This window comes from Massilia sp. 05N420 (genome assembly GCF_056397205.1).
Genome location: NZ_JBFTMX010000009.1, coordinates 45,098 through 62,300, shown reverse-complemented (window position 1 = coordinate 62,300; position 17,203 = coordinate 45,098). Strand labels below are relative to the sequence as shown.

Below are 17,203 nucleotides of genomic sequence, written 5' to 3'. Positions count from 1 at the left end.
TTTTCCTAAATGGGTCCCCGCCTCCGCGGGGACGACGGAGAAATTATTGGCGGATCTCGCCGTGGCCGAACACCACGTACTTCAGCGACGTCAATCCTTCGAGTCCCACCGGTCCACGCGCATGCAGCTTGTCGTTCGAGATGCCGATCTCGGCGCCCAGGCCGTATTCAAAGCCGTCGGCGAAGCGCGTCGAGGCGTTCACCATCACCGAGGCCGAATCGACTTCGCGCAGGAAGCGCATGGCGTCGGTGTAATCCTCGGTGACGATGGCGTCGGTATGCTTCGACGACCAGGTGTTGATGTGTTCCATCGCTTCGTCGATGCCTTCGACGATCTTCACCGCCAGGATCGGCGCCAGGTATTCAGTGCTCCAGTCTTCCTCGGTTGCCGGCGCCAGGTGCGGATAGCCCTGCAGGATCGCCAGCGCTTCCGGATCGGCGCGCAGTTCGACTTCCTTGGTCGCGTACAGCTCGGCCAGCTGCGGCAGGATCGTCGGCGCGATGGCGCGCGCCACCAGCAGGGTTTCCATCGTGTTGCAGGTGCCGTAGCGGTGGGTCTTGGCGTTCATCGCGATCGGCAGCGCCTTGGCGATATCGGCCTTGGCGTCGATGTAGACGTGGCAGATGCCGTCCAGGTGCTTGATCATCGGGACCGTCGCTTCCTGCATCAGGCGCGCGATCAGGCCCTTGCCGCCGCGCGGCACGATCACGTCCACGTATTCCGGCATGGTGATAAGAAAGCCGACGGCGGCGCGGTCGGTGGTCTCGACCACCTGCACGCCCTGTTCCGGCAGGCCGGCGCCGCGCAGCCCTTCCGCCACCAGCTCGGCCAGGGCGCGGTTGCAATGGATGGCTTCCGAACCGCCGCGCAGGATGGCGGCATTGCCGCTCTTGATGCACAGCCCGGCCGCGTCCACCGTCACGTTCGGGCGCGCTTCGTAGATGATGCCGATGACGCCCAGCGGCACGCGCATCTGGCCGACCTGGATGCCGCTTGGGCGGAACTTCATGTTCGAGATTTCGCCGATCGGATCCGGCAGCGCGACGATCTGGCGCAGGCCGTCGACCATGGTGGCGATCGCCTTGTCGGACAGCGCCAGGCGGTCCAGCAGGGCCGGCGCCAGGCCGGCGGCGCGGGCGGCATCGAGGTCGCGCGCATTGGCGTCGCGCAGGCAGGCGGCGTCGCGCYCGATGGCGTCGGCGATCAGGAGCAGCGCCTTGTTGCGGGCGGCGCTGTCGGCGCGCGCCATCGCGCGCGAAGCCGCGCGCGCCTGGCGGCCGATGGTTTGCATGTATTCGTTGATGTCCATTTGCGTCGTCCGTATATAGGGTGGGCACCCATGCCCACCCTACGTCATGAGGCTACTCTTAATGCCAGCTGCAGCATCGCATCCCAGGCATCGCCCGCGAACTGCTTCGCACGCAGACCCTTGACCATGCGGTCAACCTGGGCCGCCTCCTGCATGGCCGCTTCCAGGGTCGGCAGCGAGATGCGGCGCAGCGCCGGTTCCATCATGCGCTCGCGCGGGCCCCAGATCCGGTATTCCTTCAGCAGCGCGCCCAGCGGGCGTCCCTGCGCCATCCCTGCCTTCAATTTTAGCAGCGTGCGGATTTCCTCCGACACCGCCCACAGCACCAGCGGCAGCGCCTCGCCCTCGCCTTTCAGGCCTTCCAGCATGCGCACCAGGCGCGCCGGATCGCCGGCCAGCATCGCTTCGGACAGCTTGAACACGTCGTAGCGCGCCACGTYCAGCACGGCGTCCTGGACCTGCTCGAAACTCAGCTTGCCGGGCTCGTACAGCAGTCCCAGCTTCTGGATTTCCTGGTGCGCCGCCAGCAGGTTGCCCTCGACGCGATCGGCGATGAAGTCCAGGCTCTGGCGGTCTGCGCTCTGCTGCTGCGCCGAGAGACGCATGCCGATCCAGGCCGGCAATGCGGGCCGTTCCACGTTCGGGATCTCGACGTAGACCGCGGCCTGCTGCAGGTTCGCCACCCAGGCCGCCTTCGCCGTCTGCCAGTCCAGCTTGGGCAGGGTGATCAGGGTCAGGTTGTCCGGGTTCAGGTCTTTCGCGTAGTTCTGCAGGGCCGCGCTGCCGTCCTTGCCGGGCTTGCCGCCGGGGATGCGCAGCTCGATCAACTTCTTGTCGCCGAACAGCGACATCGCCTGGTTGGCGGCCAGCAGCTCGCCCCACTTGAAGTTGCGCTCGACCGTGAGCACGTCGCGCTCGGAATAGCCTTGCGCACGCGCGGCGCGGCGGATCTTGTCCGCCGCTTCCAGCGCCAGCAGGTGCTCGTCGCTGGTGATCACGTACAGGGGCGCCAGCCCCTTGGCGAGCTGCCCGTCGAGCGCCTCAGGCCGCAACTGCATAGTCTCTCTTCCTTACTTGGCCGGCGCTGGCCGGAGCGCGGCCAGGCGGCGCATGATCTGCTGCACCAGGTCGGCCTGCATGTCGCGGTACAGCAGCGCTTCCTCGGATTCCTTGGCCAGCACCTGGGTCTCGTCGAAGGCCATGTTCCGGCGCAGCGTGATCTCGGTGGCCGGCAGCAGCTCGACGCCCTTGCTGTCGCGGACCGCGAAGGTCAGCGTATAGGTCAGCAGGTATTCGCGCACCCGGCCCAGGCTGTTCAGCGACAGGATCGACTTGCCGCGGTTCTCGCTCAGCACCACGAACTGCGCTTCCGCCTGGTCCGGCTTGTCGGCGATCTCGACGTCGCCCGCGCGTAAATTACGCTTGAGTTCAGTCCCGAGCGGCGAGGTGTCCGGGAAGGTCAGGAACAGGCTGTGGAAGGGCATCGTGTAGCTGCCGTTCGAGCCGCGCAACTGGAAGCCGCAGGCCGCCAGCGACGCTGCTACTACCAGCGCCGCGACGGAACGCACCACTACTTTCTTATAGGAGGCCGGCATCGATTACACCACGATGTTGATCAACTTGCCGGGAACGACGATGACCTTCTTCGGCGTACCTTCGACGAATTTCTGGGCCGCTTCCGAGGCCAGTGCCGCGGCTTCAATGGCGGCCTTGTCGGCGCCCTTCGGCACCTTGACGGAACCGCGCAGCTTGCCGTTCACCTGGATCATCAGCTCGATCTCGGACTGCTCCAGCGCGGCAGGGTCGACTTCCGGCCACTGCACGTTCAGGATGTCGCCGTACACGCCGGCGTAGCCCAGTTCCTGCCACAGCGCGTGGGTGATGTGCGGCGCCACCGGGTTCAGCATGCGCAGGAAGATCGACAGGCCTTCGGTAATGACGGCGTCGCTCGCCGTACCCTCGGCCAGCTTGGCCGACTCCAGGGTATTCAGCATCTTCATGCAGGCCGAGACGACCGTGTTGTACTGGATGCGCTTGAAGTCGTAATCGGCCTGCTGCAGGACCTTGTGCACTTCACGGCGCAGGGTTTTCTGGTCGTCGTCCAGGGTGCCTTGCTGCTGGCCGGCCGGCGCCGCGCTTAGTGCTGCCGATACGCGCTCGCGCTGCGCATGGGCGAAGGCCCAGACGCGGCGCAGGAAGCGGCTCGCGCCTTCCACGCCCGACTCCGACCACTCCAGGGTCTGCTCCGGCGGCGCCGCGAACATGGTGAACAGGCGGGCGGTGTCGGCACCGTACTGCTCGATCTGGGCTTGCGGGTCGATGCCGTTGTTCTTCGACTTCGACATCTTCTCGGTGCCGCCGATGATGACCGGAGCGCCGTCCAGCTTCGATGCCGCCGCCTGCGGACGGCCGCGGTCGTCGAGCACGAGGTCGACGTCGGCCGGGTTGAACCAGGTCTTCTTGCCGGATTCGTCTTCGCGGTAGTAGGTCTCGTTCAGCACCATGCCTTGCGTGAGCAGGTTGACGAAAGGCTCGTCGAACTTCACCAGGCCGAAGTCGCGCATCACCTTGGTCCAGAAGCGTGCGTACAGCAGGTGCAGCACGGCGTGCTCGATGCCGCCGATGTACTGGTCCATCGGCATCCAGTAATCGTTGCGGGCCGGGTCGACCATCTGGTCGTTCGAACCCGGCGAGGTATAGCGCATGTAGTACCAGCACGAGTCGACGAAGGTGTCCATGGTGTCGGTCTCGCGGCGGGCGGGACCGCCGCAGCACGGGCAGTCGACCTTCAGGAAGGCTTCGTGCTTCTTCAGCGGGTTGCCGGTGCCGTCCGGGACGCAGTCTTCCGGCAGCACGACCGGCAGGTCCTTTTCCGGAACCGGCACGGTGCCGCACTTCTCGCAGTGGATCATCGGGATCGGCGTGCCCCAGTAGCGCTGGCGCGAGATGCCCCAGTCGCGCAGGCGGAAGGTGACCTTCTTGTCGCCCAGGCTTTTCTCGGCCAGGTCGCCGGCCACGGCGTTGACGGCCGAGGTGTAATCGAGGCCGTCGTACTTGCCGGAGTCGACCAGCACGCCCTTCTCTTTATCGCCGTACCACTCCTGCCAGCCGTCCAGCGAGAAGGTCTCGCCTTCCACCGCGACGACCTGCTTGATCGGCAGCTCGTATTTTTTGGCGAACGCGAAGTCGCGCTCGTCGTGCGCCGGCACGCCCATCACGGCGCCGTCGCCGTAGGTCATCAGCACATAGTTGCCGACCCAGACCGGCACCTGCTCGCCGGTGATCGGGTGCATGACGGACAGGCCGGTCGGCATGCCCTTCTTTTCCATCGTCGCCATGTCGGCTTCGATCACGGAACCCTGCTTGCACTCGGCGATGAAGGCTTGCAGCTCCGGATTGTCCTTGGCCGCCTGGGTGGCCAGCGGGTGCTCGGCGGCGACCGCGCAGAAGGTCACGCCCATGATGGTGTCGGCGCGGGTGGTGAAGACGTAGAGCTTGCCCTCGTTGATCAGCTCACCCTGCTCGTCCATGATCACGTGCGGGAAGGCGAAGCGCACGCCGGTCGACTTGCCGATCCAGTTGGCCTGCATGATGCGCACGCGCTCCGGCCAGCCCGGCAGTTTATTGTCGACGTAGTCCAGCAGCTCGTCGGCGTAGTCCGTGATGCGCACGTAGTACATCGGGATCTCGCGCTTTTCGACCAGCGCGCCCGAACGCCAGCCGCGGCCGTCGACGACCTGCTCGTTGGCCAGCACGGTCTGGTCGACCGGGTCCCAGTTCACGGTGCCGGTCTTCTGGTAGATGATGCCCTTCTCGAGCATCTTCAGGAACATCCACTGGTTCCACTTGTAGTAGTCCGGCTTGCAGGCGGTCATTTCGCGCGACCAGTCGATGGCCAGGCCCATCGACTCCATCTGGCCGCGCATGTGGGCGATGTTCGAATAAGTCCATTCGGCCGGCGGCACGTTGTTCGCCATTGCCGCGTTCTCGGCCGGCATGCCGAAGGCGTCCCAGCCCATCGGCATCAGCACGTTGTAGCCGTTCATCCGCAGGTAGCGGTACATCACGTCGTTGATCGTATAGTTGCGCACGTGACCCATGTGCAGCTTACCGGACGGGTAAGGCAGCATCGAGCAGGCGTAATACTTGCCTTTTGGGAAACGCGGGTCATTTTCGACCGCTTTATAGGCGTCGATCGACTTCCAGTAGGCCTGGGCGGCCTGTTCGACTTCGGCTGGACTATATTTATCTTGCATGATGTTCTGCGGACTAATGGAGGTGAGCAGAACATTATACTGGTTGATTCACCTAGCGGGCTGCGTGGGCCCGTTGCCGTAGGTGCATCGCGGGCTCGGAGAGCCCGCCCTACCGCAGCTCGAGCTCCAGGGCCGGCTTTTCGCCGTAGTCCTCGTAGCGCTCGTTGATGCCGATGATGCAGAAGGCCATTTCCTCCAGCACGTCCTCGGCACGTTCGCGCATGGCGTCGGAATGCAGCACGACGATGTGCAGGGTCTCGTCAGGACCGAGGCGGATGCTGCTCATGCCGTCCTCGTCGCGCAGGTAGCTGAGGCAGTCGACCCAGGAATCCATGGTGTGCGGATAGGAGTCCGGGAAGCCGAAGGCGCGCTGGCTCTCGGCGTGGAAGCTTTCGGTGTCGACGATTGCGGCGCCGTTCAGTTCGACGGTGGCCATAGGGATTCTCCGATTCATCGTCGTTCCCGTGGAGGCGGGAATGACGGTATTTATACGTTCGCGGGATAAAAAACGCCCGCCGTCCCGGCCAGTATGCCAGCAGATCGCTGACAAAGCCGTCCAGTTCGGCGGGCGTGCAGATAACGCGGGCTCAGGTGGTTTTCAGGCCCAGCACATCCTGCATGTCGTACAGACCGGTCGGCTTGTCGGCCAGGAAGCGTGCGGCGCGCAGGGCGCCCTGGGCGTAGCTGACGCGGCTGCTCGATTTGTGGCTGATCTCGATGCGCTCGCCGATGCCGGCGAACAGCACGGTGTGGTCGCCGACGATGTCGCCGCCGCGCACGGTGGCGAAGCCGATGGTCGAGGGGTCGCGTTCGCCGGTCACGCCTTCGCGGCCGTAGACGGCGCACTGTTGCAGGTCGCGGCCGAGGGCGTCGGCGATGACCTCGCCCATCTTCAGCGCGGTGCCGGACGGGGCGTCGACCTTGTGGCGGTGGTGGGCTTCGATGATCTCGATGTCATAGCCCTGCGAGAAGTTCTTCGCCGCCATTTCCAGCAGCTTCAGGGTGACGTTCACGCCGATGCTCATGTTCGGCGCGAACACGATCGCGGTCTTTTCGGCGGCGGCGCGGATCGCGGCCTTGCCGGCTTCATCGAAGCCGGTGGTGCCGATGATCAGCTTGATGCCGTGGGCGGCGCAGTATTCCAGGTGCTCCAGCGTGCCTTCCGGACGGGTGAAGTCGATCAGGTACTGGGCGCCGGCCAGGCCTTGCTCCAGGCTTGATCGGATCGTCACGCCGGTCAGCTGGCCCGAAAAGGCGCCGGCATCCGAACCGATGAAGGGATTGCCTGCGCGATCGAGTGCACCGGCCAGGGTGGCGTCGTCGGCTGCCGCGATGGTCTCGATCAGCATGCGGCCCATGCGGCCGCTGGCGCCGGCGACGGCAATATTCAATTGCGTCATGACTCTTACTCCCCGCCGCGCTTGGCCGCGTCTTCGCGCTTGCGCTTCAGTTCGTCCAGCGATTCCTGTTCGGTCTTGGTCTCGTACTTCGAGATGCCGATCAGGCGCGAGATGTATTCACGCTCGCTCGGCAGGTTGCCGCCGTCGATCTTGGCCAGCAGGTTGTCCTTGAAGTAGACAGTGACGCGGCTGGTGGTCAGCTCGCCGTTGCCGCGCGCGAGGTAGAAGGGATAGTCCCAGCGGTCGGCGTGGAAGGCGTCCGTCAGCAATGGGGTGCCGAGGATGAACTTGACCTGGTCGCGGGTCTGCCCGACCTTCAGCTGGGTCAGCATTTCCTGGGACACGAAGTTACCCTGCTGGATGTCCGGACGATACGGCGAGAACACCCACAGGAATTTCTGCAGCTTGGTGACGGTGGTCGTCTGCGCGCCCGAATTCGCGATTGCCGCGGACTTGTCGGCATCGGCGGCGACCGCGGCCGGGGCGGTGCTCACCGGCGCTGCCGGCTTGGTCTGGTTACGCCAGGATGCGCAGCCGGAGACCGTCAGCGCCGTGACGGCAAGGCCGGCCACGAGCGCGGCCCGGGCGTGGGAACGATGGAAAACGGCATTCATGACGCGCATATCTAACCTTAAAAACGATTGAGCGAGATTCTAGAAACGCTATATCATAAAGCACTACGCCTATCTCGGCCCATCTAAGAGTAACAAAACATGAGCAACAACCCAACCGACCTGAAGGCCAGCGGCCTCAAAGCGACACTGCCGCGGCTCAAAATCCTGGAGATCTTCCAGAACAGCACGGTACGGCACCTGACGGCGGAAGACGTATACAAGACCCTGCTGAACGAGAACATGGACGTCGGCCTGGCGACGGTGTACCGCGTGCTGACCCAGTTCGAACAGGCCGGTCTCCTGAACCGCAATCACTTTGAAACCGGCAAAGCCATCTATGAGCTGAACGCCGGTTCGCACCACGACCACCTGGTCTGCCTCGACTGCGGCCACGTCGAGGAGTTCTACGACGAAGAGATCGAAAGCCGCCAGCAGAAGATCGCCCTCGAGCGCGGCTTCAAGATCGCCGAACACGCCCTCGCCATCTACGGCAACTGCCAGAAGACGGATTGCCCGCACCGGCACCGTTAAGAACCTATCCCAGTAGGCCGGAGTCGCTCCTGCCTACTGGATAGGTTCTAAGCTGCGCGTCTCCTACAGCTTGTCCTGCGCCGCGCGCCGGCTGGCCGCGGCGATGACCTTGTTCACCGCCGCGATCACCAGTTCCGGCTCTTCCTTCTGAATGTTGTGCCCACTTTTCAGGGTCAGCACCTGGGAGCCTTCGCTGAACTGGCGCAGGAAATCCGCGTGCAGGTCGCGCTTCAGGGCGACCGCCTCCACGCTCTGCAGGAAGAATTCCGGCTTGTCGAACTGCTGCACCGAGGTCAGGACGACCACCGGCACGTCCGGCAGCTTGCCGTCCAGCGGCGGCGGCAGCGCCCCCTGGTCGAGGACCGGCTTCAGCGCGTCGTACTCCGCCCTGAACCTGGCCGGCACGAGGGCGTCGAACTGCCGGTCGTCGTCCGCCGCGCGCCTGGCATCGAGCCTGCGCAGGCCCGGATTGAAGCGTTCGTCGGCCGGGTCGACCAGCACCAGGCCGGCCACCTGGCCGGGATGACGCAGCGCGAAGGCGCGCGCCAGCAAGCCGCCGTAGGAATGGCCGACCAGGATGAAGGGCGGCTTCAGCCCCGCCGCGGCCACCAGCTGGTCGAGCTCCCGGCTGCTTTGGAGGATGCTGCGCGGTTCGGGGCGCGGGTCGGAGCTGCCATGGCCGGCGCGCGAATAGCTCATGACGTGCGCCGACTTCGACACCTCCGGCGCCACCTTGCGCCAGGTATCCAGGCCGGTGCCGAAGCCGGATTCGAAGATGACGGTATAGCGTCCGCTGCCCTGCTCCGCCGCCTGCACCTGCCAGGCGCCCACGGCGATGCGCTCCTCCGGCGCGGAGGCGCCGGTGCGTGCGACGGCGCCGCACACCAGCACGATGGCGGCGAGAATAAGGGGACGTCTGAATCGGTTCACGGCAATTCCTTGGCGGATGGCGCGCGCGGCGCAATGAACCGACTATATCCGCCGGGGGTTCCTGCCGAAACTGTAAGAAACCTCAGGAGTGGCTGAGTGCGTTCGAGAGGAGCTTGGCCGTGATATCGACGATCGGGATCACCCGCTCATAGGCCATGCGGGTCGGGCCGATCACGCCGAGGGTGCCGACGATCTTGCCATTCACCTCGTAGGGCGCGGTGACCACGCTCATCTCGTCCATCGGCACCAGCTTGGATTCGCCGCCGATGAAGATCTGCACGCCGCCGGCCTTGCTGGAGACGTCCAGCAGCTGCATCAGGCCGGTCTTCTGCTCGAACATCTCGAACATCTGGCGCAGCGAGCTCATATTCGACGAGAGGTCGGCCACCGACAGCAGGTTGCGCTCGCCCGAAATGATCATGTCGTCGGTTTCCTGCAGGGCTTCGCTGCCCGCATCCACCGCGGACTGCATCAGGCGCGCCATGTCGTCGCTCAGCTTGCGCAATTCTCCGGTCAGGCGCGCACGCACCTGGTCGAAGGACAGGCCGGCGAAATTCTGGTTCAGGTAGTTGGCCGATTGCGTCAGCTCGGAGGGGCTGTAGTCGACGTCGGTCAGCAGCAGGCGGTTCTGGACGTCGCCGCGCGGGTCGACGATCACCAGCAGGATGCGTTTTTCCGACAGGCGCAGGAATTCGATCTGCTGGAACGCCGATTCGCGCCGCGGGCTCTGCACCACGCCGGCGAACTGCGACAGCGAGGACAGCATCTGGGCCGCGTTGGCGATCACCTTCTGCGGCTGGTGCGCGGGCAGGCGCATGCCGGCTTCGACGGCGTTCTCGTCGATCTGCCGCACGGTGAGCAGGGTGTCGACGAAGATGCGGTAGCCGCGCGGCGTCGGGATCCGGCCGGCCGAGGTGTGGGGGCTGGCGACATAGCCCATCTCCTCGAGGTCGGCCATGATGTTGCGGATCGTGGCCGGCGACAGGTCGAGGCCGGAAATCTTCGACAGCGCGCGCGAGCCGACCGGCTGGCCGTCGGCGATATAGCGCTCGACCAGGGCTTTCAGCAGGGTTTGTGCACGGTTATCGAGTTGCATGGTTCACATTATGCCTGTTCGCTCGCCGCGTGTGCAGTCATGCGTGCCGTCAACCACGCTTCAGGCATGGTTGCGCTCGAGCCAGTCCAGCAGTTCGTCGAGATCGCGCACGATCGCGTCCGGCTCGACGCCGTGTTCGATATGCTTGCGGCTGCCGTTGCGGTTCATCCAGACCCCGCGCAGGCCGGCGCGCTGGGCGCCCTGGACGTCGAGCAGCACGTCGTCGCCCACATAGACGGCGTCAAGCGGGGCCACGCCCAGTTCGCGGCAGCCGGCCAGGAAGATCGCCGGATCCGGCTTGGCCACGCCGAACGCGGGCGCCGATACCGACGCCCGGAAATGGTGGGCCAGGCCGATGGTCCGCAGGTCGGCATTGCCGTTCGTGATCGCGCCGAGCAGCACCTTGTTCTTCAGGCGCAGCAATCCCGGCACCACGTCGTCGTAAGGCACCACGGCGTTGCGCGCGGCAAAGAACTCGGCCATCGCCAGCTCCACCTTGGCGGCGTCCTCGCCGGCCTGTTCGAAGGCGGCGAGCAGGCCGGCGCGGCGCAGCTTGCCCAGGTCGAGCTGGAACTCCGGCTTCTGCGCCAGCAGTTCCAGGCGCGCCTGGCGCAGGCTGTCGATGGTGAAGCGCTGGGCCACGCGCGGCGCGTGCTCGCGCAGCCAGGCGAACAGGATCTCTTCGGCTTGCAGGATCACCGGGGCGATCGGCCACAGCGTGTCGTCCAGGTCGAAAAGGAGGGCCTTGGGCCAGGCGCGTGGGGTCGTCGTCATGCTCGGGGGTCGGAGGGAGGGCGGGTCAAGGATAGCGAGGCCGGCCTTGAAAATCAACGGCATGCAGATGTCGTTACACCGTGATACAAAGGCAAATGAGGCTGCGGCTTGGCAAATGCTCTAAAATGTCGGGCAATATTCTACTCAGCGGTGCCGCCGGTCCTGCCGTGCGCCATCCCGTCCAACGGAGATTCTATGAAGAGTTCGATCCTGTATGCCGGCGCTGCGCTGGCATGCGCGCTTGGCCTGTCCGCCTGCGGCGGCGGCAGCGGTGACCTGCCCCTGACCGTAACCATCGCCGGCGGCGTGACCAAGGAAGGCCTGGTACTGGTCAACCAGAGCAACGGCGACGAGATCGCGGTTCCGGCCGGCGCTAGCACCGTCCAGTTCAAGAAATACCTGTCGACCGACGACGAGTTCAACATCTCGTACAAGTCCCTGCCGTCGAACGTCAGCGCTTGCACCTTCAGCAACAACAAGGCGCGCGCCAACTACTATACGGTCTACACCACGGTGCCGACGGTGTTCTGCACGATCAAGACCCATACCCTGTCGGTCACGGTGACCGGCCTGACCGGCACCGGCCTGGAACTCGTCAACGGTTCCAACCGCAAAGTGGTGACGGCGGCCGATGCAAGCCAACCGGTGCCCATCGGCGACATTCCGGAAGACGGCGCGTACGGCGTGACCATCCTGAACCAGCCGGATACGCAGACCTGCACGATCAGCGGCGGCACCGGCACCATGACCGCCACCGGCCCGGGCACCACGCCTGTGGTCACCTGCGGTCCCAAGACCCAATAATCTGGAAACTGGAGAGTAAAGTATGAAGTTCCACCTCGTGCGCCCGGCCCTGATCCTGGCTTCATCCGTGGTCCTGGCGTCCTGCGGCGGCGGCGGCAAGGAGACCTACCCGGTCAAGGTGACGGTCTCCAACGTCCAGTATCCGGGTCTGATCCTGACCACCAACGGCCAGGAACTGGCCGTTCCGGTGCCCGCCAAGGCCGGCGACACCCAGGTCCTGTATTTCGCGAACGGTCTCGACTACGGTACCTACTACAACGTGGTGCCGAAAGGCGGCACCGCCGCGCTCGGCGGCGGCTCGCAGCCGGCGCACCAGAACTGCGTCAGCGGCGGCATCCCGCGCGAGTATGGGACGGCGGGCCAGAGCGCCTCGCTCGAATCGGCACGCACGCCGGCGATCGAGGTGTTCTACAACTGCTCCATCCTGTCGTACTCGCTGAGCGGCACCATCACCGGCCTGCCCTCCGCCGACGTGAGCGTGACCCTGACCAACGGCAGCAACAGCACCGTCACCATCGCCGGCAGCAGCACCGACGCGTCGGTTCCGTTCGCGTTGAGCGCAGTGCCTTATGGCACGAGCTTCGGTATCACGGTACTGACCCAGCCGACCGGCTACACCTGCACCGTTTCCAGCAACGGCACCGGCGTGATGCTGGATGCCCAGGAAAAGAACGGCGGCGTCAAGGACGTGGCTGTCACCTGCGTCAAGAACAGCTGATCGACGCCAGGGAGGTGGTTGCGGAGGAGATATTTTCGTTGCGAATATCAAATATTCCAAACGAAAATTGGACGAATATGCTGTAACGCAGCATACTGCTTCCTGTCTCCTCCAACTCTCCTCAGAAAAGAATTGGATTTAAGCCCGCCCTCAAAAGCGGGCTTTTTTTTCGCCTTTTTCCGGGCTGTCTCTTTCAGGAAGCAGTCTCTTGCAGGAAGCAATTAGATGGCTGCTTTCTCTGCTGCGCTCAAGCGCTTCGCCGTCACCGTCACCACCGCCATCTGCTTGCCTTCGATCGACACCTGGGCGTTGTAGCGTTCGTGCGCATTGGCGCTGGCGGCGCTGGCTGCGCTGGTGACACCGGCCAGGACGACGGCTGCCAGGAAGATCGCTTCCATGTTTTTCATGACGTTCATTTCGGTTCTCCTTCGGGTGAAGTGCGTTGCGTTTTGTCTTTCGATGGTGTCACTGTAGGCGTCCGCGCCCCCTCCTTCCAGCGGACTGCGACGAACTGCAAAAAACGCGGGATGGACGCCCAAAAACCGGGGCTATGCGTTGCGCCGGCTGCCTTTTACGCCTGAGAACGCTCAACAGCCTGCGCGCCTGTGCTCGCCATACTCGACGGCGGCACAAATGCGGAGGCGACATGAGGCGGGAGAACTTCTTGAAACTCGATCCGGGCGCGGCGGCCGGCATGGCCGGCACCGTGGCCGGCTGGAACCGGCTGGCCCTGCAGGCGATCCGCGCGGCGCAGCCCGGCCCGCCGGCAGCGGCGCGCTCGCTGGCGATCCTGCACACCTGCATGTACAACGCCTGGGCCGCCTACGACGGCGCCGCCCGCCAGACCGCGCACGGGGTAAGGGTGCGGCTGCCCTGCGCCGAACGCAGCGCCGCCAGCAAGGCCTGCGCCATGAGCCATGCGGCCTGGTTCGCGCTCGGCAAGCGCTTCCCGGGCCAGCAAGCCATGTTCGACGCCTGGATGGCCGGCCTGGAACTGGATCGGGCGGCGCCCGGCGGACAGCTGAGCCCGGCCGGCATCGGCCGCATCCAGGCCGTCAGCATGCTCGACTTCTGTCACCGCGCCGGCACCCCGGCCGCCACGGCGACGCCTGCCGAACCGGCGCCCGGCCGCTGGTGCCTGGCGGCGCACCGGCTGTCCGAACGCGAGGGCCAGGACGACGACCAGGACGTGCGCCTGTTCTTCGCGCTCGCCAATGCCCTGGCCGACGCCAGCATCGCCGGCTGGAGCGACGCGCAAGAGCGGGAGACGGCCGGGCCGGCCGCCATCCACGGCAGCGCCGGCGCGGCGGCGAACGAAGTGATCAGGCGCTTCGAGAACGAGATGCGGAGCGGGATGCGGGACCGGACGCGGGCCGACACGCATGTCGGCGCCGGCTTGGCCGGGCAGGAACTGGGCAGGCAGGTGGGCGCGCGCGCATTCGACGATGCGCGCCGCCATTGGGAAGGAAGATTATGAGGCCGGTGACACCGGCTTGAGCAGGTTGGCCAGCGCCACGTACTGCTCCAGCCCCACCGCTTCCGGACGCGCGCCCGGATCGATGCCAGCCTCGACCAGCTGCTGCTCGGTGAACATGCCGGCCACACAATTACGGATGACCTTGCGGCGCTGCGAGAAGGCCTTGGCCACCACCGCTTCCAGGGTGGCGGCATCGGCCGGCAACTGGCGGCGCGTCGGCACCATGCGCACGATCGCCGAATCCACCCGCGGCGGCGGATCGAAGGCGGTGGGCGGCACCACGAACAGCATCGACATGTCGTAGCGCCACTGCAGCATCACCGACAGGCGGCTGTAGGCCTTGGTGCCGGGCTCGGCCACCATGCGCTCGACGACTTCCTTCTGCAGCATGAAGTGCTGGTCCTCGACCAGGTGGGCGAAGTCGGCCAGGTGGAACAGCAGCGGGCTCGAGATGTTGTACGGCAGGTTGCCGACCACGCGCAGCTTCTTCCCTTCCGGCACCGGAATCGAGCCGAAATCGAACTTCAGGGCGTCGCCCGAATGGACGGTCAGGCGCTCGCGCGGATAGGCCTTCTCCAGGCGCGCCACCAGGTCGCGGTCCAGTTCGACCACGTGCATGTGGTCGAGTTCCTTGAGCAGCAGCGAAGTCATCGCCGCCAGGCCGGGGCCGATCTCGACCATGGTGTCGCCTTTGCGCGGACCGATCGAATCGATGATGTTGTGAAGGACATGGTCGTCGGTCAGGAAATTCTGGCCGAAGCGCTTGCGGGCTACGTGTTTCATGGGATTCTTAAGTTGTTGCTCGGGCGCGGACCATGGACAGGGCGATGCGGATCGCCTCCTCCATGCTGCCGCAATCGGCCAGGCCGAGGCCTTGCGCGGCCAGGTCGAGGGCCGTGCCGTGGTCGACCGAGGTGCGGATCAGGGGCAGGCCCAGCGTGATATTCACGCCGCGCCCGAAAGTGGCGTGCTTGAGCACGGGCAGGCCCTGGTCGTGGTACATCGCCAGCACGGCGTCGGCGTCCTGCAGGTACTTCGGCTGGAACAGGGTATCGGCCGGATACGGGCCGCGCGCGTCGATCCCGCGCCCGCGCGCCGCGGCCAGGGCCGGTTCGATGACGTCGATTTCTTCGCGGCCCAGGTAGCCATTCTCGCCGGCGTGCGGATTCAGGCCGGTGACCAGGATGCGCGGCGCTTTGAGCCCGAACTTGCCGCGCAGGTCGGCGTGCAGGATGTCCAGCACCTGGTCCAGGGTCGCGCGCGTGATCGCGGCCGGCACGTCTTTCAGGGGAAGGTGGGTGGTGGCCAGCGCCACCCGCAGGTAGGGCTGGTCCTGTCCGGGCGAGCCGGCCAGCATCATGACGACCCGCGGCGTGCCGGTCTTCTCGGCCAGGTATTCGGTATGGCCGGAGAAGGCGATGCCGGCATCGTTGATGGTGCTCTTCTGCAGCGGTGCGGTGACGATGGCGTCGAACCAGCCCGCCTTGCAGCCTTCGATCGCCAGGTCGAGCGTGGCCAGCACCGCGCGGCCGTTGGCGGCGTCGAGCTGGCCCGGCACCACGTGGGCCTCGAGCGGCACGTCGATGACGGGAATCGTGCCCGGGCCGAAATGCGGCAGCCCGCTATGGCGCAGCGCCATCGTCGACAGCGCCGACAGGCGGATGTCCGGGTCGATCAGGCTGGCCGTCAGCGAGAGGAAGGCGGCATCGCCGACCAGCACGCACCTGGCCTGCTCGCGCAGGGCCCAGGCGGCGCGGATCGCGATTTCCGGACCGATCCCGGCCGGCTCGCCGACCGTGACGGCCAGCGTGGGACGTGCGCCCGGGATCGCCATGGCTTACTGCTCCTCGCGGAACTCGACGTAGGCGCGGTCGCGCACCTGGCGCGCCCAGTCTTCCATCGCTTCCTGGCGCTTGCGCTCGGTGAGCACCTGGCGCGCCGTGGCGCGTTCCTTGTCCTTCGAGGTGTCTTCGGTCTTGCGCTCGACGACCTGCACGATGTGCATGCCGAACGGGGTCTTGACCGGATCCGAGATCTGGCCCGGCTGCAGCGCGTGCATCGCGGTCGCCAGTTCATCCGGGATGTCGCCGGCTTCGACCCAGCCCAGGTCGCCGCCCTTCGAGGCCAGGCTGTCCTGCGAATTCTGGCGCGCCAGGTCTTCGAACGTCGCCTGCTTGCCCTCGATCTTCGCCTTCAGTTCGAGCAGCTTCTTGCGGTCCTCTTCCTCGCTCTGGGTCGGGGTGATCTTCAGCAGGATGTGGCGGGCGTGGACCTGCTGCACGTTGGCGGCGGCCTGCTCCTGCTGCTGGGCTTCCGGCTTGCGCACATTGTTGACCTTCAGGATGTGGAAGCCGACGTTGGTGCGCATCACCGGCGTCACCTGGCCGGCCTTCATCTTCACCAGCTCGGCCGCGAACACCGGCGGCAGGCGGTTCGGATCGCGCCAGCCGACCGCGCCGCCCTGCAGGGCGTCCGGCGAATCGGAATAGGTGGCCGCCATCTTGGCGAAGTCGGCGCCGGTGCGCAGCTGGCGCGCCACCTCGTCGGCACGCGCCTTGCGCGCCGCGATCTGCTCGGGCGAGGCGTTTTCCGGGATCCGCACCAGGATCTGCGAGATGTCGACTTCGATGCGGTCGGCGGCGGCGGCCTTCTCGGCGGCCAGGTAGGTGTCGATCTCCGCTTCCGACACCTGGATCTTGGCGTCGACTTCGTGGTCGATCAGGCGCTGCATGACGATCTCGTTGCGGATCTGCTCGCGGAACTGGGCGAAGGTCATGCCCTCCTTCTCCATCTGGTTGCGCATCTCCTGCACGCTCATCTTCTGGGACTCGGCGATGCGGCCGATGGCGCGGTCCAGCTCGATGTCGGACACGCGGATGCCGTATTCCTTGCCCAGCTGGAGCTGGGCGCGCTCGGTGATCATGGCCTCGACCACCTGGCGGCGCAGGTCTTCCGGATTGGGCAGCTGCGCGTTCTGGGCGCGCAGGCGCGCGGTGATTTCGTTGACGCGGTTGTCGACTTCACGCTTGGTGATGACCTCGTCGTTGACGATGACGTACACGGAATCGATGACCTTGGCGCTGCTCGACGCCGGCGGCAGGAAACCGGTGGACTGCGCCGGCTTTGCGGCAGGGGCGGCCGGCGTACCGGCGGCCGGCGTACCGGCGGCTTGGGCCAGGACGTCGCCGGCAGCGAGGGCACACAGCAGCACTGCGGCCAGCTTGACTTGATGCAAACGGGTAGTACGCATATTCAGGGAAGCACTCATTTCAGGGTTTCTAGTTGTCCATGGCC

At 65.7% G+C, this 17,203-nt stretch carries 18 protein-coding genes; 4 read left to right on the top strand and 14 right to left on the bottom strand.

The features are described from left to right. Window positions 1-43: 43 nt before the first annotated feature. The 7 genes from AC1DIX_RS07585 to AC1DIX_RS07555 form a co-directional block, all read right to left on the bottom strand. On the bottom strand, window positions 44-1,309 hold the full coding sequence (locus tag AC1DIX_RS07585; protein WP_477323281.1) for a glutamate-5-semialdehyde dehydrogenase: 1,266 nt from the start codon (window positions 1,307-1,309) through the stop codon (window positions 44-46). A 44-nt stretch (window positions 1,310-1,353) separates the two neighbouring features. After that, window positions 1,354-2,367, bottom strand: coding sequence for a DNA polymerase III subunit delta (gene holA / locus AC1DIX_RS07580; RefSeq protein ID WP_477323278.1), 1,014 nt, complete (start codon window positions 2,365-2,367; stop codon window positions 1,354-1,356). A gap of 12 nt (window positions 2,368-2,379) precedes the next feature. Further along, window positions 2,380-2,904, bottom strand: a complete 525-nt coding sequence (locus tag AC1DIX_RS07575) for an LPS-assembly lipoprotein LptE (protein ID WP_477251617.1) — start codon at window positions 2,902-2,904, stop codon at window positions 2,380-2,382. Window positions 2,905-2,907: 3 nt separating this feature from the next. Continuing rightward, window positions 2,908-5,565, bottom strand: a complete 2,658-nt coding sequence (leuS, locus tag AC1DIX_RS07570) for a leucine--tRNA ligase (RefSeq protein WP_477323276.1) — start codon at window positions 5,563-5,565, stop codon at window positions 2,908-2,910. Window positions 5,566-5,674: 109 nt separating this feature from the next. After that, window positions 5,675-6,001, bottom strand: a complete 327-nt coding sequence (locus AC1DIX_RS07565; RefSeq protein ID WP_230026254.1) for a barstar family protein — start codon at window positions 5,999-6,001, stop codon at window positions 5,675-5,677. A gap of 151 nt (window positions 6,002-6,152) precedes the next feature. Next, complete coding sequence (dapB, locus tag AC1DIX_RS07560; RefSeq protein ID WP_477323274.1) at window positions 6,153-6,965, bottom strand: 4-hydroxy-tetrahydrodipicolinate reductase; 813 nt, start codon at window positions 6,963-6,965, stop codon at window positions 6,153-6,155. 5 nt (window positions 6,966-6,970) lie between these two features. After that, window positions 6,971-7,588, bottom strand: coding sequence for an outer membrane protein assembly factor BamE (locus AC1DIX_RS07555; RefSeq protein WP_442122807.1), 618 nt, complete (start codon window positions 7,586-7,588; stop codon window positions 6,971-6,973). A gap of 90 nt (window positions 7,589-7,678) precedes the next feature. Here AC1DIX_RS07555 and fur point away from each other — a divergent pair, with 90 nt between their 5' ends. After that, window positions 7,679-8,110: a ferric iron uptake transcriptional regulator gene (gene fur / locus AC1DIX_RS07550; protein ID WP_230026249.1), complete on the top strand. Its 432-nt coding sequence runs from the start codon at window positions 7,679-7,681 to the stop codon at window positions 8,108-8,110. A gap of 63 nt (window positions 8,111-8,173) precedes the next feature. On the opposite strand, the gene AC1DIX_RS07545 is transcribed toward fur, so the two are convergent. The 3 genes from AC1DIX_RS07545 to AC1DIX_RS07535 form a co-directional block, all read right to left on the bottom strand. Then, complete coding sequence (locus AC1DIX_RS07545; protein WP_477323272.1) at window positions 8,174-9,040, bottom strand: alpha/beta fold hydrolase; 867 nt, start codon at window positions 9,038-9,040, stop codon at window positions 8,174-8,176. Between the two features lie 82 nt (window positions 9,041-9,122). Continuing rightward, on the bottom strand, window positions 9,123-10,136 hold the full coding sequence (hrcA, locus tag AC1DIX_RS07540) for a heat-inducible transcriptional repressor HrcA (protein ID WP_442122805.1): 1,014 nt from the start codon (window positions 10,134-10,136) through the stop codon (window positions 9,123-9,125). A gap of 60 nt (window positions 10,137-10,196) precedes the next feature. Further along, window positions 10,197-10,910 carry an HAD family hydrolase gene (locus tag AC1DIX_RS07535; RefSeq protein WP_477323270.1) on the bottom strand — a complete coding sequence of 238 codons (714 nt, stop codon included), beginning with the start codon at window positions 10,908-10,910 and terminating at the stop codon, window positions 10,197-10,199. 195 nt (window positions 10,911-11,105) lie between these two features. Between AC1DIX_RS07535 and AC1DIX_RS07530 the strand changes: the two genes are divergently transcribed. Then, a complete protein-coding gene (locus AC1DIX_RS07530) occupies window positions 11,106-11,714 on the top strand; it encodes a hypothetical protein (protein ID WP_477251624.1) in 609 nt (202 codons plus the stop codon). Window positions 11,715-11,736: 22 nt separating this feature from the next. Next, window positions 11,737-12,432 (top strand): hypothetical protein, encoded by a 696-nt coding sequence (locus AC1DIX_RS07525; protein WP_477323268.1) that lies wholly within the window; start codon window positions 11,737-11,739, stop codon window positions 12,430-12,432. Between the two features lie 221 nt (window positions 12,433-12,653). On the opposite strand, the gene AC1DIX_RS07520 is transcribed toward AC1DIX_RS07525, so the two are convergent. Then, a complete protein-coding gene (locus AC1DIX_RS07520) occupies window positions 12,654-12,848 on the bottom strand; it encodes a hypothetical protein (RefSeq protein WP_442122801.1) in 195 nt (64 codons plus the stop codon). Window positions 12,849-13,096: 248 nt separating this feature from the next. Between AC1DIX_RS07520 and AC1DIX_RS07515 the strand changes: the two genes are divergently transcribed. Continuing rightward, complete coding sequence (locus AC1DIX_RS07515) at window positions 13,097-13,909, top strand: DUF6851 domain-containing protein (RefSeq protein WP_477323266.1); 813 nt, start codon at window positions 13,097-13,099, stop codon at window positions 13,907-13,909. Here the strand turns inward: AC1DIX_RS07515 and rsmA are convergent. The 3 genes from rsmA to AC1DIX_RS07500 are packed head-to-tail and all read right to left on the bottom strand — an operon-like array spanning window position 13,904 to window position 17,177. Then, window positions 13,904-14,692, bottom strand: coding sequence for a 16S rRNA (adenine(1518)-N(6)/adenine(1519)-N(6))-dimethyltransferase RsmA (gene rsmA / locus AC1DIX_RS07510; protein WP_477323264.1), 789 nt, complete (start codon window positions 14,690-14,692; stop codon window positions 13,904-13,906). The two genes, AC1DIX_RS07515 and rsmA, sit on opposite strands and share 6 nt — an antisense overlap. 7 nt (window positions 14,693-14,699) lie before the next feature. Then, complete coding sequence (gene pdxA, locus AC1DIX_RS07505; protein WP_477323262.1) at window positions 14,700-15,743, bottom strand: 4-hydroxythreonine-4-phosphate dehydrogenase PdxA; 1,044 nt, start codon at window positions 15,741-15,743, stop codon at window positions 14,700-14,702. Between the two features lie 3 nt (window positions 15,744-15,746). Beyond that, complete coding sequence (locus AC1DIX_RS07500; protein WP_477323260.1) at window positions 15,747-17,177, bottom strand: peptidylprolyl isomerase; 1,431 nt, start codon at window positions 17,175-17,177, stop codon at window positions 15,747-15,749. Between the last annotated feature and the right edge of the window lie 26 nt (window positions 17,178-17,203).